The organism is Pantoea sp. JGM49 (genome assembly GCF_018257655.1).
In the GTDB taxonomy this organism is placed as follows: Bacteria; Pseudomonadota; Gammaproteobacteria; order Enterobacterales; family Enterobacteriaceae; genus Pantoea; species Pantoea communis.
In genome coordinates, this window is the sequence record NZ_JAERJM010000013.1 from 21,475 (window position 1) to 34,427 (window position 12,953).

A 12,953-nucleotide genomic window follows, 5' to 3' on the forward strand; every position below is an offset into this window, starting at 1 on the left:
ACTGATGTTGCTAAAGGCGCTGGCGTCACTTGGACGTCAGGGAATTAATACTTGCGCGGCGTTTGGCCGTGCAGGCCTGATGCTGTTTCATGCGCTGGTGGGTAAACCTGCCTTCCGCCGCCACGCGCCACTGCTGGTAAAACAGCTGTACAGCGTGGGTGTGCTGTCGCTGCTGATCATTGTGGTCTCGGGTTTATTCATTGGTATGGTGCTGGGCCTGCAGGGTTATCTGGTGCTGACGACCTACAGCGCTGAAACCAGTCTCGGCATGCTGGTGGCCTTGTCGCTGCTGCGCGAACTGGGTCCCGTGGTCACGGCATTGCTGTTTGCAGGACGCGCGGGTTCAGCCCTGACGGCAGAAATTGGTTTGATGAAAGCCACCGAACAGCTCTCCAGCATGGAAATGATGGCCGTTGATCCGCTGCGTCGCGTGGTTTCGCCGCGCTTCTGGGCAGGGTTTATCAGCATGCCGCTGCTAGCCTTGATCTTTACGGCAGTCGGTATTGCCGGTGGGGCGTTGGTGGGCGTGGGCTGGAAAGGCATCGATCCTGGCTTCTTCTGGTCAGCGATGCAAAATGCCGTGGATTTCCGCACCGATGTCATCAACTGCATCATTAAAAGCGCAGTCTTTGCCGTGACGGTAACCTGGATTGCGCTGTTCAATGGCTATGATGCCATCCCGACCTCGGAAGGGATTAGTCGGGCGACAACGCGTACCGTAGTGCATGCTTCACTGGCGGTACTCGGTTTGGACTTTGTGCTGACAGCACTGATGTTTGGGAATTGATGCAATGCAAAGCAAGAAAAACGAAATCTGGGTTGGCGTCTTCATGCTGGCAGCACTGTTGGCACTGTTATTCCTCAGCCTGCGCGTGGCCGATCTCAAGTCACTTGGCACCGAACCGACATGGAAGCTGTATGCCACTTTCGATAATATTGGCGGCCTAAAAGTCAGCTCACCGGTGAAAATTGGTGGTGTGGTGATTGGTCGAGTAACGGATATTTCGCTGGATGATAAAACGCTGTCACCGCGTGTCACCATGGACATCAGCGATCAGTATGCTGACAAAATCCCGGACACCAGCTCGCTGGCCATTCGCACGCAAGGTCTGCTGGGTGAACAGTTCCTCGCACTGAATTTAGGCTTTGACGATCCAGAACTGGGTTCGGCAATGCTGAAAGATGGCGGCACGTTGCGTGACACCAAATCCGCGATGGTGCTGGAAGATTTGATCGGCCAGTTCCTCTACAAGAGCGGCGATAACAAAAACGATAATCAAAAGCAGGGCACCGAGAGTGCGCCTGCTCCGGCAGCACCTGCTACAACGGAATAGAGAGGTAAAACACGATGTTCAAACGTTTCCTGATGATTGCCATGCTGGCGATTGTGCCGCTGGCGGCCAATGCAGCGGATCAGAGCGATCCTTATAAATTAATGAATGAAGCGGCGGCGAAGACCTTCACCCGCTTGAAAAACGAGCAACCTAAAATCAAGCAGGATCCTAACTATCTGCGTGAGGTGGTGCGTCAGGAGTTGCTGCCGTATGTACAGATCAAGTACGCGGGTGCGCTGGTGCTGGGCCGCTATTATCGTGAGGCTACTCCGGCACAGCGTGACGCTTACTTTGCGGCATTTGGCGATTATCTGGCTCAGGCTTATGGCCAGGCGCTGGCGTTGTACCACGGCCAAACCTACCAGATTCAGCAATCGCAGCCGATTGGCGATGCTAACATCGTGGCGATTCGCGTGACTATTTTGGATCCGAACGGCCGTCCGCCTGTGCGCCTTGATTTCCAATGGCGCAAGAACAGCCAGACCGGCAACTGGCAGGCCTATGATATGGTGGCTGAAGGCATCAGCATGATCACGACCAAACAAAATGAGTGGAGTGATTTGCTGCGTACTAAGGGCATTGATGGTCTGACCGCGCAGTTGAAAACTTACGCAGCGCAGCCTATCACTCTGGATAAACAGTAAGCATGAGCGAACCGTTACGCTGGCAGCGCAATGCCAGCACGCTATCTTTAAGCGGCATGTTGGATCGCGATACCCTGCTGTCATTGTGGCATGAACGTGAAACCGCCATGGTGGATATCGCGACCATTGATGTCGCGGCGCTGGAGCGCGTGGATTCAGCGGGACTGGCTTTGTTAGTCCACCTGCGCGAGATCGCGCGGGCACAAGGTAGCACGCCACTTTTCACCGGTATCAACGACAAACTCCAGTCATTAATTGCGCTGTATAACCTGCAGCAGATTATTGTTTCTGCGGAAAAAATCGCCTGATAACGTTGTCATCGCCAAAAGCCCCTGATTTATTCAGGGGCTTTTGCGTATTTAAGAGTCAGGCGCTTTCCTCTAAGATATCCGCCTTATTATTATTAAGTGAAGCAAAGAGCGATGGAAAATAGTGAAGTTCAGGCCGTGCTGATGCAGGCGCTGCCATTAGATGAAGTACATGTTCTCAGCAACGACGGCAGTCATTTTCAGGTGATCGCGGTGGGTGAGATGTTCGGTGAACTGAGTCGTGTGAAAAAACAGCAGGCTGTTTATGCGCCGCTGATGGAATACATTGCGGATAACCGTATTCATGCGGTTTCCATCAAAACTTATACCCCAACCGAGTGGGCGCGCGACCGTAAACTCAACGGTTTCTAAGCGCCTCACAGGTTGTTTTGTTGATAGATAATTGAGAGCCGTTAATGGACAAATTTCGTGTGCAAGGCCCCACCCGTTTAAGTGGTGAAGTGACCATTTCCGGGGCGAAGAATGCTGCGCTGCCAATTCTGTTTGCTGCGCTGCTGGCAGAAGAGCCGGTTGAAATTCAGAACGTGCCGAAGCTGCGTGATATCGATACCACCATGAAGCTGCTAAATTTGCTGGGTGCGCGCGTTGAGCGTAATGGTTCGGTTCACGTTGATGCTCGCGAAGTTAACGTCTTCAGCGCACCGTATGATCTGGTGAAAACCATGCGTGCCTCGATTTGGGCACTGGGTCCGCTGGTGGCGCGTTTTGGTCAGGGTCAGGTTTCATTGCCAGGCGGCTGTGCTATTGGTGCACGTCCGGTTGATCTGCACATCACTGGCCTTGAGCAACTGGGTGCGGAAATTAAACTGGAAGAAGGTTACGTCAAAGCTTCCGTTAATGGCCGCCTGAAAGGCGCGCATATCGTCATGGACAAAGTCAGCGTTGGCGCGACCGTGACCATCATGAGTGCGGCAACGCTTGCCACTGGCACGACCATTATTGAAAACGCCGCGCGTGAGCCGGAAATTGTCGATACGGCAAACTTCCTCAACACGCTGGGCGCAAAAATCAGCGGTGCAGGCACAGATAAAATTACCATCGAAGGCGTAGAACGTCTGGGTGGCGGTGTGTATCGCGTTCTGCCGGATCGTATCGAAACCGGTACCTTCCTTGTCGCTGCTGCGATTTCCCGCGGTAAAGTGGTGTGCCATAAAGCCCAGCCCGATACGCTGGATGCGGTACTCGCAAAACTGCGTGATGCGGGTGCCGAGATTGAAACCGGTGAAGACTGGATCAGCCTCGATATGCACGGTAAGCGCCCTAAGGCAGTTAACGTCCGTACTGCACCACACCCAGGTTTTCCAACCGACATGCAGGCACAGTTCACCTTGCTGAACATGGTGGCGGAAGGCACAGGCGTGATCACCGAAACCATCTTCGAAAACCGTTTCATGCACATCCCTGAGCTGATTCGTATGGGCGGTCACGCGGAAATCGAAAGCAACACTGCGATTTGCCACGGTGTTGAGACGCTGTCAGGTGCACAAGTGATGGCAACCGACCTGCGCGCCTCTGCGAGCCTGGTACTGGCCGGTTGCATCGCGGAAGGCACCACCATTGTGGACCGTATTTATCATATCGACCGTGGCTATGAGCACATCGAAGATAAACTGAAGGCCATGGGTGCCAATATCGAGCGCGTCAGCGGCGAATAACGCTGACTCAACGTTTGATGATAACCAGTCACGATAACGTGGCTGGTTTTTTTATGTCCTGGATCTCAGGTCTCCTGCCGAACCCTGGGGGATCGAATACGTTTTTTGCGATCCAGCAAGCGCGATGTAATGGGATCATAATAGCGAGTTGGCCAGATCTCGGCGGGATGTACACCGATCGCGTCAGCGATCAACCACTCTCCTTTGGGCCAGGGGCGGGAAAGTGCGTTGGAGAGTGTGGACGAGTTCAGCCCCGAATTGCGTGACAATTCAGCCATTGATGTGCCTTTTTTACGCAGTGCTGCAATCACATCTGCGGGATGCCAATCCTGTTTCCTTGCTTTCATAACGTCCTGCTCCTTGTCCATGTTATTGCGTTGTCTCTGCCGCAACGGGCGTATCCAATACAGAGATATTAGGAAAAAACAAAAACCTTATAGCAAATAATTTCCATAAGCTTCCAGTAATTGTTTTGGCCTCGCATTAAACTGAGCTCTCTTTCGCAAAAGCGATGCAAGGAATGTAATGGGCAGTCAGGTGAAGCGCTGGGAAGTAAAGCAGGGGGAGAATACGGGTGAGGCAGGAAAGAAAACGGGGCTATGCCGCCCCGTAATAGCAATCAGAAATCACGCTGCACTGACATGTGGGCCAATGCTTCGAGTGCACTACGCCACGGCGTTTCTGGCAGGGCCTGCAGAGCAGCAATGGCTTTATCCGCCTCTTCTTCAGCGCGTTTGCGCGTCCATTCCAGCGAGCCAGTTTGTTGCATGGCATCCAGTACCGGTTCCAGCAGATGGCGACCGTTGCCTTCTTCGATTGCTTTGCGGATCATCTGAGCTTGCTCTGGTGTACCGTTGTGCATGGCATGGAGCAGCGGCAGTGTCGGCTTGCCTTCGCTCAGGTCATCACCGGTATTTTTACCCAGGGTTTCGCCATCCGCACTGTAATCCAGCAAATCGTCAATTAACTGGAAAGCGGTACCCAGATAGCGACCATAATCCTGCAGCGCTTTTTCCTGCGCCGGCGTGGCTTCAGCCAGAATCGCGGAGGCTTGAGAAGCCGCTTCAAACAGGCGCGCGGTCTTACTGTAGATGACGCGCATGTAGCTCTCTTCCGTGATATCGGGATCGTTGCAGTTCATCAGCTGCAGCACTTCACCTTCCGCAATCACGTTCACTGCTTCAGACATCAGCGCGAGGATCTTTAAGGATCCCATGCTGGTCATCATCTGAAACGCGCGGGTGTAGATGAAGTCCCCCACCAGCACACTGGCAGCATTACCGAACGCGGCATTGGCAGTGGCTTTGCCACGGCGCATATCGGATTCATCCACCACATCATCGTGCAGCAGAGTCGCCGTGTGGATAAATTCGATCAGCGCCGCATTGGTGACATGTAGCGATCCCTGGTAGTTCAGCGCACGTGCCGAGAGCACCGCGATCATGGGCCGGATACGTTTGCCTCCGCCGCTGATGATGTAGTAACCCAACTGATTAATCAGTGAGACATCTGAATTCAGCTGGTCGAGGATGGTCTGGTTGACGGCCGCCATATCCTGCGCGGTTAATTCATTAATCTGTTCTAAGTTCATTCGTCTGTTCAGCTTTGACTCGTATTTTGCATGGTAAGCGCTTTTACCCAGCGTGAGTTCAGGTAATCTGTTACTGATTGTACTTGAAAAATCGGGCTGAGAAACGTTTGCATTCGTCCTGCGCTTTTTTTCTGCAAGAGAGTGCAAAGTGCACTTGTCTTCTGCTGGAGATTTGCGTAGAATTCGCGCCCTATTGTGAATATTTATCGCGCCGCCTGATGAATAGAAAGGCATGCGCAGAAGCGGAGTTTTATATGTACGCGGTTTTCCAAAGTGGTGGTAAACAACACCGAGTAAGCGAAGGTCAGACCGTTCGCTTGGAAAAGCTGGACATCGCAACCGGCGAAACCATTGAGTTCGACCAGGTTCTGATGATTGCAAATGGCGAAGACGTGCAAATCGGCGCGCCACTGGTATCAGGCGGTGTGATCAAGGCAGAAGTTGTTGCTCACGGTCGTGGCGAGAAAGTTAAGATTGTTAAGTTTCGTCGTCGTAAACACTACCGTAAGCAAGCTGGTCACCGTCAGTGGTTCACTGATGTGAAAATCACTGTGATCGGCGCGTAAGAGGAGATCTGACAAATGGCACATAAAAAGGCTGGTGGCTCGACTCGTAACGGTCGCGACTCCAATGCAAAACGTCTGGGTGTTAAGCGTTTCGGTGGTGAATCTGTTCTGGCGGGTAGCATCATCGTTCGTCAGCGTGGCACCAAATTCCACGCAGGTACCAATGTAGGTTGTGGTCGTGACCACACCCTGTTTGCTACCGCAGACGGTAAAGTACAATTCGAAGTTAAAGGTCCTAACAACCGTAAGTACATCAGCATCGTTGCTGAGTAAGGTTGTTGTGACGCAGACGGTTAACGTCTGAACACACGAATTGAAGGCCCCGCAGCTTTGCGGGGCTTTTTACATTCTGCCGCAGGTTGCGGGATTCCCTCTGACCAAAACGCGCAGTTTGCTGTACAATTTATGTACTCCTGGCTTTGCCAGTCTTGTATTATCCGCCGCCGGTCAGCGCAGAAGACCCTGGCGGACCCGTTTGCTGTGCTTTAGTCGCCGCGAACGATAGCGTGACGGAGAAATAAAATGAAGTTTGTAGATGAAGCGACGATCCTTGCGGTTGCAGGCGATGGCGGTAATGGTTGCGTCAGCTTCCGCCGCGAAAAATACATTCCACGCGGTGGCCCGGACGGCGGCGATGGCGGTGACGGCGGTGATGTTTACCTGCTGGCGGATGAAAACCTGAATACCCTGATCGACTATCGCTTCGAGAAATCTTTCCGCGCCGAACGTGGTCAAAATGGCCAGAGCCGTGATTGCACCGGTAAACGCGGCAAAGACATCATTATCAAGGTGCCTGTCGGTACCCGCGTGATTGACCAGGGTACTGGCGAAACGCTGGGTGACATGACGCGCCACGAGCAGAAGCTGATGGTCGCGAAAGGCGGCTGGCACGGCTTGGGTAATACGCGTTTTAAATCCTCGGTTAACCGTTCCCCACGTCAGAAGACCATGGGTACGCCGGGCGAGAAGCGTGACCTGCAGCTGGAGCTGATGCTGCTGGCTGATGTCGGTATGCTTGGTCTGCCGAATGCCGGTAAATCGACCTTTATTCGCTCCGTGTCTGCGGCTAAACCAAAAGTGGCGGATTATCCGTTTACTACTTTGGTGCCAAGCCTTGGTGTAGTGCGCATGGACAACGAAAAGAGCTTCGTCGTCGCCGATATCCCGGGCCTGATTGAAGGCGCAGCGGATGGTGCCGGTCTGGGGATTCGCTTCCTGAAGCACCTTGAGCGTTGCCGTGTACTGTTGCACCTGATCGACCTTGCGCCGATCGATGAATCCGATCCGGTCGAAAACGCCCGCATCATCCTGGGTGAGCTGGAAAAATATAGCGAGAAGCTGTTCCAGAAGCCACGCTGGCTGGTGTTTAACAAATGTGACCTGCTGGACCGTGAAGAAGCGGAAAGCCGCGCTAAAGCGGTTGTGGAAGCTTTGGGCTGGGAAGACAAATACTACCTGATTTCTGCGGCCAGCCATGACGGCGTGAAAGATCTCTGCTGGGACGTGATGACCTTCATCATCGAGAACCCGAAAGAAGCGGAAGAAGAAGCGAAAGAGCCGGAGAAAGTGGCCTTCATGTGGGATGATTATCACCGCGAAGCCATGGAAACCGCTCAGGAAGTGGAAGAAGACGACGATTGGGATGACGACTGGGACGAGGAAGACGACGAAGGCGTCGAAATCATTTACCAGCGTTAATCGCAAAACAGAAAGCGGCCAATTGGCCGCTTTTTTTATGGCTGCTGAGTGCCATTTTCATCTCCCGATGAAAGGGCATCGTGTGCAGCAATCCGGCGCGATGATTCTGCCCCCTGGAATAAGGAGGTGAGGGCCGTCGCGGAAAATTACCCCAGCACCGCCACCGTCAATCGCGATGTGCAGCACAGTTGATCGCGTCCATTGCGAATCTCAATTTCCCAGCTCTGGTTGCGTGCGCCAAGGTGCAAAGGACGGCAGATGCCGCGCACTTCACCGCTGCTCACCGCGCGATGATGGCTGGCACTGACCTCAATCCCCACCACACTTTTTCCCTCTTCCACACTCAGATAACCGGCAATCGATCCCATCGATTCCGCCAGCACCACTGACGCACCGCCGTGCAGCAGGCCAAACGGCTGCTGCGTGCGGGTATCCACTGGCATAGTTGCCTCAAGGTAATCGTCGCCAATCACCGTGAACACGATGCCGACGTGCGACACCAGCGAGTTATCCCCCAGGGTATTTAAGGTTGCCAGATCAACCGATCGTTTCCAGATTGCCATATCAGGATCCCAGCGTTGCGCCACCGTCGACCACAATATCCTGCAGCACCACGTGGCTGGCAAGATCTGAGGCCAGGAACAGAACGTTGTTCACGATCTCTTGCGGTTTCGCGATCTTACGCAGTGGGATCCCCAACTTGTACTGATCCGGGAAGCCGTTGATCATCTCCTGCTCTGCTTCCGGCGTATGCCACAGGCTACGTTGCATATCGGTATCGGTTGAACCCGGTGAAACGATGTTGCAGCGCACGCCAAACGGTGCCATTTCCAGACCGACGGTGAGGCACAGGCTACGTAGTGCGGCTTTGGAAGCGCCATAAGCGGACATGCCGAGACGTGGCGCGTGAGCCGCGTTAGAAGCGATGGTAACAATCGCCCCCGCGCGCTGCTGGCGGAATACCGGCAGCGTTTGCTGGAACATATTGAAGGCGCCACCGGCGTTCACCGCCAGACACGCCTGCCAGTCTTCGAATGCGAGTGCTTCGGTACTGCCGACGCGCAGGATCCCGGCGCCGTTGACCAGCACATCCAGACGAGGCTGCTCAGCCAGCAGACGCTGGCACACGGCTTTCACCTCCGCCGCATTCGCTACATCCAGAACCTGAGTGGCAAACGGGTAGTCGGGCTGCTCAAAACGCAGATCGAAGCCGATCACCTGTGCGCCGGCCTGATGGAATGCCAGCGCCGTGTGGTAACCAATGCCTTTACCCGCGCCGGTTACCCAGACGATTTTTCCGTTAAAGTCGAAAGAGGCACTCATTTGGCAGGCGTCCGTGACAGTAGTGCCCACCAGCCATCAATGCTCGGATTTTTTGCCAGGCTAACGAAATCGATGTCGTTGTGCACCTGGCGCCAGCGCGCCGCCAGCGCCATCACGCGTACGGAATCCAGGCCGTAGTCGATCAGGTTTTCATCATCTTCTGGCACATCGTCATCTTCCAGCAGCGGCAGAATCAGCGCACGCAGATCGTCTTTGCTCAGCGGCAGCGGCATCAGATCGGCGGTCATCACCACTTTGCCGCTGCGGCCAGCGGTGTAGGTCAGTGCCATCATGTGCTCTTCACGGCTGAAGTCGGCCAGCGCATCCGCCACCATAAACGGCTGGATGTTACGCATAAAGGCGTCAGTGGCGGTGGTCAGGCAGCCGATGTGGGCGTAAACGCCGGTAATGATCAGCTGATCGCGGCCCATCTCCTGCAGGATCGATTCCAGCGGCGAGCGGACAAAGGCGCTGTAACGCCATTTGGTTAACACCTGATCGTCCTGATCTGGCGCCAATGCATCTACGATCTTCTGTTGATCCGGATGCTTATTCAGGCCTGGTCCCCACATGTCGTTGAGCAGTGCGCGATCGGCATCGCTCTGCTCGTTGGGCTGCGCGGTGTAGAACACCGGAATACCTTGCGCTTTGCAGTAGGCGCGCAGGCGGGCAATGTTTTCCACAACCTGATCGATCAGCGGACTGTTCTCGCCCCAGAAATTCAGGAAATAAGCCTGCATATCATGGATCAGGAGGGCAGCACGCTGTGGCTCAACGGTCCATTTCACCTTGTTGGTCGGCAGTTCAGTGGCGGCAGGCAGCGCGTAAGAATTCAGTTTTGGAATAGCCATTACAATCTCCGGAATAGGTTCAGGCTTGCGCTTGTTGGTCAGCAAGCTGTTGGCGTAAACGTTTTTTATCCACCTTGCCAACCGGGGTCAGTGGCAGGGCATCTACGCAGGTAATACGATCGGGTAATTTAAACTCGGCGACACCGAGATCGCGCAGATGACGGCGCAGCGCCACCGCTTTGATTGGCTGGCTGGCAACAATAAAGGCGCAGCTTTTTTCACCCATCAGTTCATCTGTCATCGACACCAGCGCGGCATGAATCACATCCGGATGGCGCTGCAGCAAATTCTCGATCTCTTCTGCGGCGATCTTCTCGCCGCCACGGTTGATCTGATCCTTCTCGCGGCCCTGCACGGTGATGTAACCCTGCGGGTTGATCTCAATCAGATCGCCGGAGCAGTAAAAGCCGTTAGCATCAAAGCTAGCGGCATTGTGTTCCGGGCTTTTGTAGTAGCCACGGAAGGTGTACGGACCGCGTGTCATCAGGCGACCCACCGTGCCGTGCGGCAGCGCATTACCGTGTTCATCCGCCACCCAGACTTCGTCATCTTCAGAAATCGGTCGGCCCTGAGTGGTCAGCACGATTTTCTCGTCATCGCCAAAGCGGGTGTAGTTCACCAGACCTTCGGCCATGCCAAACACCTGCTGTAATTGGCAGCCAATTTCGCTCTGGATGCGTGCCGCCAGGGTTTCGCCGAGCTTCGCGCCGCCGACCTGAATGCGCTGCAGCGTAGCCAGCTGCTTGTTGCTACCCCATTCCTGAATCGCCTGCAGCCACAGGCTCACTGCGGGTGGCACCAGACCGGTATCGGTGACCTGGTGCTTCTCAATCAGCGGGAAGCACAGCGTAGCGCTGGGATCAGCGGCGAGGATCACCTGGCCCCCGGCATAAAACACACCAAGTGAACCCGGTGAGCTCATAGCGAAGTTATGCGGTGCGGGCAGGGCGATCAGATAACGCGTGTCAGCCGTGACTTCACAGATCTCATCGCTGGCGCGAATACTGTAGTAGTAATCGTTGTGCGTGCGCGGAATCAATTTTGGTGTCCCGGTGCTGCCACCGGAGAGCTGGAAAAACGCCACTTCATCAGCGGCGCTCGGCGTGGGCTGATAATCGCCTACCGCTTCCGCCATCAAAGCTTCGAGAGTGTTTTCTTTATCACCGTCATTACGCAGGATGATCTGCTGCAGTGACGGTTGAGCGGCACAAAGCGCACCAATAAAGGTGTCATCGCCAAACAGCGCGTGACTGCGATCGGCAATTAGCAGTTTAGGCTCAATCTGCGCGGCATAGGCGGTCAGCTCGGTGCGCTGATGGCTATACAGCGCGAAGACGGATGCTACGCCCAGTTTAAACAGCGCAAAGACCGTGACGTAAAACTCCGCCACGTTGCCTAGCTGCACTAACGCAGTATCACCCTGTTGCAGGCCACGGCGCTGCAGGGCTGCCGCGAGGTTATCGGTTAGCTGATTCAGCTCGCGATAGCTGATTTGACGATCGCCGTCGATGACCGCGATTGCATCATTCTCTTGATGACGCGCCAGGATATCGGTCATTGGCACATCGAGCCAATAGCCTTTTTCGCGATAGCGCGCAGCCAAATCTTCAGGCCAGCGGGTATAGGGAATGCTCATGCTCTTTCCTTTATTGCAGTCCAAAAGCGCGCAACATGGTATCCAGCTTCACGCCGGTTTCGCGCCATTCTGATTCAGGTTGGGAATCGGCAACGATGCCTGCGCCCGCAAACAGTCGCACGCGTGCACCGTGCACGGTGCCACAACGAATTGTCACCACCCATTCGCCGTTGCCTTCACTGTCACACCATCCCACAATGCCGCCAAACAGCTGACGATCAAAAGGCTCTAATTGCTGAATCAGCTGCTGAGCACGCTGGTGTGGGAAGCCGCTTAATGCGGGGGTCGGATGAAGCAGGCAGGCCAGCGACAAGGCGTTCTCACGATCATCCTGTACCTCACCATCGATTTGCGTCGCGAGGTGCCATAAGGTCGCGGTGGTGATCAATGACGGTACCGTCGGCACGGAAAGCAGGCGACTGCGCGGTTGCAGCGTATTGCGCATCGCATCTGTGACCAGCTGGTGTTCATGACGATCTTTGCTGGAGTCCATCAGCGTATTGCCCGCTGCCTGATCCTGTTGGCTATCGTGGTGATCACGACGTGCTGAGCCCGCCAGCGGGCACGAGCTAAAATCGCGGCCCTGCTTACGCAGCATCAGCTCCGGGCTGGCCCCCACCAGTGCACCGCCTTGTGGCAGCGGCAGATGGAAGTGATAGCTATTCGGATTCTGCGCAATGACGCGTTGCATCAGTGCCGCGGTATCCACTGGCTGTTCGGTGACAATATCCATCAGGCGCGACAGCACCACTTTATCTAGGTCACCGCGTTGCGTTGCTGTCACCGCATCGGCCACCATTTGGGTAAAGACATCGTGATCCGGCACCGCCACGCGACGACGTACCTGCGGCAGCTCACTGGCAGCCGCAGGCAGCGCATTCTGTAGGTCGGCACGATGAAAAGTTTGATACGTTTCAGGAATAAACAGGGCCGCAGGCTGACTCACGTCAAACGGAATCGCACCCACCAGGATCGGATTCTCAATGCCTTGTTGTTTTGCCGCCGCAAAATGTTGATGCAGCTGAAGTTGAAAATCACCCTGCAATGATGCAGCGTCTGCCACAGAGGTGGTTATCGTGGTATAGCAGCCTTGAGTCGCGAGGCTTCGCCACGGCGAGGTAAAGAGGAACCCACGACATAACGCAGAAAAATCCTCTAATAAGGCATTTTCAAACATGGATGATTCCACCATAATTTTCACCTATAAATGATAAGATTATTAAGAATGATTATCATTTTTATTATGGGCCTGTAACCTACGTCGATTGGACAAAAGAGTCAATCCATTCGCGGGATTTCCCGCATGATTAGGCGTAATCGGAAGGT

Annotated in this window: 16 protein-coding genes; 9 read left to right on the forward strand and 7 right to left on the reverse strand. The window is 54.5% G+C overall.

Going from position 1 to position 12,953, the window contains the following annotated elements; genetic code table 11:
* The first annotated feature begins 4 nt into the window (after positions 1-4).
* From mlaE to murA, 6 genes are all read left to right on the forward strand, one after another.
* A complete protein-coding gene (gene mlaE / locus JK231_RS19960) occupies positions 5-787 on the forward strand; it encodes a lipid asymmetry maintenance ABC transporter permease subunit MlaE (protein WP_034826606.1) in 783 nt (260 codons plus the stop codon).
* Positions 788-791: 4 nt separating this feature from the next.
* Entirely contained in the window at positions 792-1,334 is a 543-nt protein-coding gene (gene mlaD, locus JK231_RS19965) for an outer membrane lipid asymmetry maintenance protein MlaD (protein ID WP_034826604.1), read from the forward strand.
* Positions 1,335-1,348: 14 nt separating this feature from the next.
* The gene (gene mlaC, locus JK231_RS19970) at positions 1,349-1,978 is read left to right on the forward strand and encodes a phospholipid-binding protein MlaC (protein ID WP_097118192.1); all 630 of its coding nucleotides are present in this window, start codon (positions 1,349-1,351) and stop codon (positions 1,976-1,978) included.
* A gap of 2 nt (positions 1,979-1,980) precedes the next feature.
* On the forward strand, positions 1,981-2,286 hold the full coding sequence (gene mlaB, locus JK231_RS19975) for a lipid asymmetry maintenance protein MlaB (protein ID WP_034826600.1): 306 nt from the start codon (positions 1,981-1,983) through the stop codon (positions 2,284-2,286).
* Between the two features lie 114 nt (positions 2,287-2,400).
* Positions 2,401-2,658, forward strand: a complete 258-nt coding sequence (ibaG, locus tag JK231_RS19980) for a BolA family iron metabolism protein IbaG (RefSeq protein WP_034826599.1) — start codon at positions 2,401-2,403, stop codon at positions 2,656-2,658.
* A gap of 44 nt (positions 2,659-2,702) precedes the next feature.
* Complete coding sequence (gene murA / locus JK231_RS19985) at positions 2,703-3,962, forward strand: UDP-N-acetylglucosamine 1-carboxyvinyltransferase (RefSeq protein WP_058962128.1); 1,260 nt, start codon at positions 2,703-2,705, stop codon at positions 3,960-3,962.
* Between the two features lie 65 nt (positions 3,963-4,027).
* Here the strand turns inward: murA and JK231_RS19990 are convergent, their stop codons facing one another.
* Both JK231_RS19990 and ispB read right to left on the reverse strand, forming a co-directional pair.
* Positions 4,028-4,309, reverse strand: a complete 282-nt coding sequence (locus JK231_RS19990; protein WP_097118193.1) for a helix-turn-helix transcriptional regulator — start codon at positions 4,307-4,309, stop codon at positions 4,028-4,030.
* A 272-nt stretch (positions 4,310-4,581) separates the two neighbouring features.
* Positions 4,582-5,553 carry an octaprenyl diphosphate synthase gene (gene ispB / locus JK231_RS19995; RefSeq protein ID WP_038649473.1) on the reverse strand — a complete coding sequence of 324 codons (972 nt, stop codon included), beginning with the start codon at positions 5,551-5,553 and terminating at the stop codon, positions 4,582-4,584.
* 254 nt (positions 5,554-5,807) lie between these two features.
* On the opposite strand from ispB, the gene rplU reads away from it, so the two are divergent.
* From rplU to cgtA, 3 genes are all read left to right on the forward strand, one after another.
* Positions 5,808-6,119, forward strand: a complete 312-nt coding sequence (gene rplU, locus JK231_RS20000) for a 50S ribosomal protein L21 (protein WP_034826596.1) — start codon at positions 5,808-5,810, stop codon at positions 6,117-6,119.
* 15 nt (positions 6,120-6,134) lie between these two features.
* Complete coding sequence (gene rpmA / locus JK231_RS20005) at positions 6,135-6,392, forward strand: 50S ribosomal protein L27 (RefSeq protein ID WP_003851093.1); 258 nt, start codon at positions 6,135-6,137, stop codon at positions 6,390-6,392.
* 249 nt (positions 6,393-6,641) lie between these two features.
* Positions 6,642-7,817 (forward strand): Obg family GTPase CgtA, encoded by a 1,176-nt coding sequence (gene cgtA, locus JK231_RS20010; RefSeq protein ID WP_034826592.1) that lies wholly within the window; start codon positions 6,642-6,644, stop codon positions 7,815-7,817.
* Between the two features lie 146 nt (positions 7,818-7,963).
* On the opposite strand, the gene JK231_RS20015 is transcribed toward cgtA, so the two are convergent.
* Genes JK231_RS20015 through JK231_RS20035 form a run of 5 tightly spaced genes read right to left on the reverse strand, consistent with a single transcriptional unit; the run spans position 7,964 to position 12,819 of the window.
* Positions 7,964-8,380, reverse strand: a complete 417-nt coding sequence (locus JK231_RS20015; RefSeq protein WP_058962126.1) for a hotdog fold thioesterase — start codon at positions 8,378-8,380, stop codon at positions 7,964-7,966.
* Between the two features lies 1 nt (position 8,381).
* On the reverse strand, positions 8,382-9,140 hold the full coding sequence (dhbA, locus tag JK231_RS20020) for a 2,3-dihydro-2,3-dihydroxybenzoate dehydrogenase (RefSeq protein WP_182057551.1): 759 nt from the start codon (positions 9,138-9,140) through the stop codon (positions 8,382-8,384).
* Entirely contained in the window at positions 9,137-9,991 is an 855-nt protein-coding gene (locus JK231_RS20025) for an isochorismatase (protein WP_034826585.1), read from the reverse strand. The genes dhbA and JK231_RS20025 overlap by 4 nt, the downstream gene beginning before the upstream one ends.
* 19 nt (positions 9,992-10,010) lie before the next feature.
* Positions 10,011-11,627 carry a (2,3-dihydroxybenzoyl)adenylate synthase gene (locus tag JK231_RS20030; protein WP_211729317.1) on the reverse strand — a complete coding sequence of 539 codons (1,617 nt, stop codon included), beginning with the start codon at positions 11,625-11,627 and terminating at the stop codon, positions 10,011-10,013.
* A gap of 10 nt (positions 11,628-11,637) precedes the next feature.
* Positions 11,638-12,819 carry an isochorismate synthase gene (locus JK231_RS20035; protein ID WP_211729318.1) on the reverse strand — a complete coding sequence of 394 codons (1,182 nt, stop codon included), beginning with the start codon at positions 12,817-12,819 and terminating at the stop codon, positions 11,638-11,640.
* Positions 12,820-12,953: the final 134 nt, after the last annotated feature.

Bases quoted from the DNA above. Each gene is read 5' to 3' on its own strand.
- JK231_RS20025 (WP_034826585.1), bottom strand. From the start codon at position 9,991: ATGGCTATTCCAAAACTGAATTCTTACGCGCTGCCTGCCGCCACTGAA.
- ispB (WP_038649473.1), bottom strand. From the start codon at position 5,553: ATGAACTTAGAACAGATTAATGAATTAACCGCGCAGGATATGGCGGCC.
- JK231_RS19990 (WP_097118193.1), bottom strand. From the start codon at position 4,309: ATGAAAGCAAGGAAACAGGATTGGCATCCCGCAGATGTGATTGCAGCA.
- mlaE (WP_034826606.1), top strand. From the start codon at position 5: ATGTTGCTAAAGGCGCTGGCGTCACTTGGACGTCAGGGAATTAATACT.
- murA (WP_058962128.1), top strand. From the start codon at position 2,703: ATGGACAAATTTCGTGTGCAAGGCCCCACCCGTTTAAGTGGTGAAGTG.
- mlaD (WP_034826604.1), top strand. From the start codon at position 792: ATGCAAAGCAAGAAAAACGAAATCTGGGTTGGCGTCTTCATGCTGGCA.
- ibaG (WP_034826599.1), top strand. From the start codon at position 2,401: ATGGAAAATAGTGAAGTTCAGGCCGTGCTGATGCAGGCGCTGCCATTA.
- rpmA (WP_003851093.1), top strand. From the start codon at position 6,135: ATGGCACATAAAAAGGCTGGTGGCTCGACTCGTAACGGTCGCGACTCC.
- mlaB (WP_034826600.1), top strand. From the start codon at position 1,981: ATGAGCGAACCGTTACGCTGGCAGCGCAATGCCAGCACGCTATCTTTA.
- cgtA (WP_034826592.1), top strand. From the start codon at position 6,642: ATGAAGTTTGTAGATGAAGCGACGATCCTTGCGGTTGCAGGCGATGGC.
- dhbA (WP_182057551.1), bottom strand. From the start codon at position 9,140: ATGAGTGCCTCTTTCGACTTTAACGGAAAAATCGTCTGGGTAACCGGC.
- JK231_RS20015 (WP_058962126.1), bottom strand. From the start codon at position 8,380: ATGGCAATCTGGAAACGATCGGTTGATCTGGCAACCTTAAATACCCTG.
- JK231_RS20035 (WP_211729318.1), bottom strand. From the start codon at position 12,819: ATGGTGGAATCATCCATGTTTGAAAATGCCTTATTAGAGGATTTTTCT.
- JK231_RS20030 (WP_211729317.1), bottom strand. From the start codon at position 11,627: ATGAGCATTCCCTATACCCGCTGGCCTGAAGATTTGGCTGCGCGCTAT.
- rplU (WP_034826596.1), top strand. From the start codon at position 5,808: ATGTACGCGGTTTTCCAAAGTGGTGGTAAACAACACCGAGTAAGCGAA.
- mlaC (WP_097118192.1), top strand. From the start codon at position 1,349: ATGTTCAAACGTTTCCTGATGATTGCCATGCTGGCGATTGTGCCGCTG.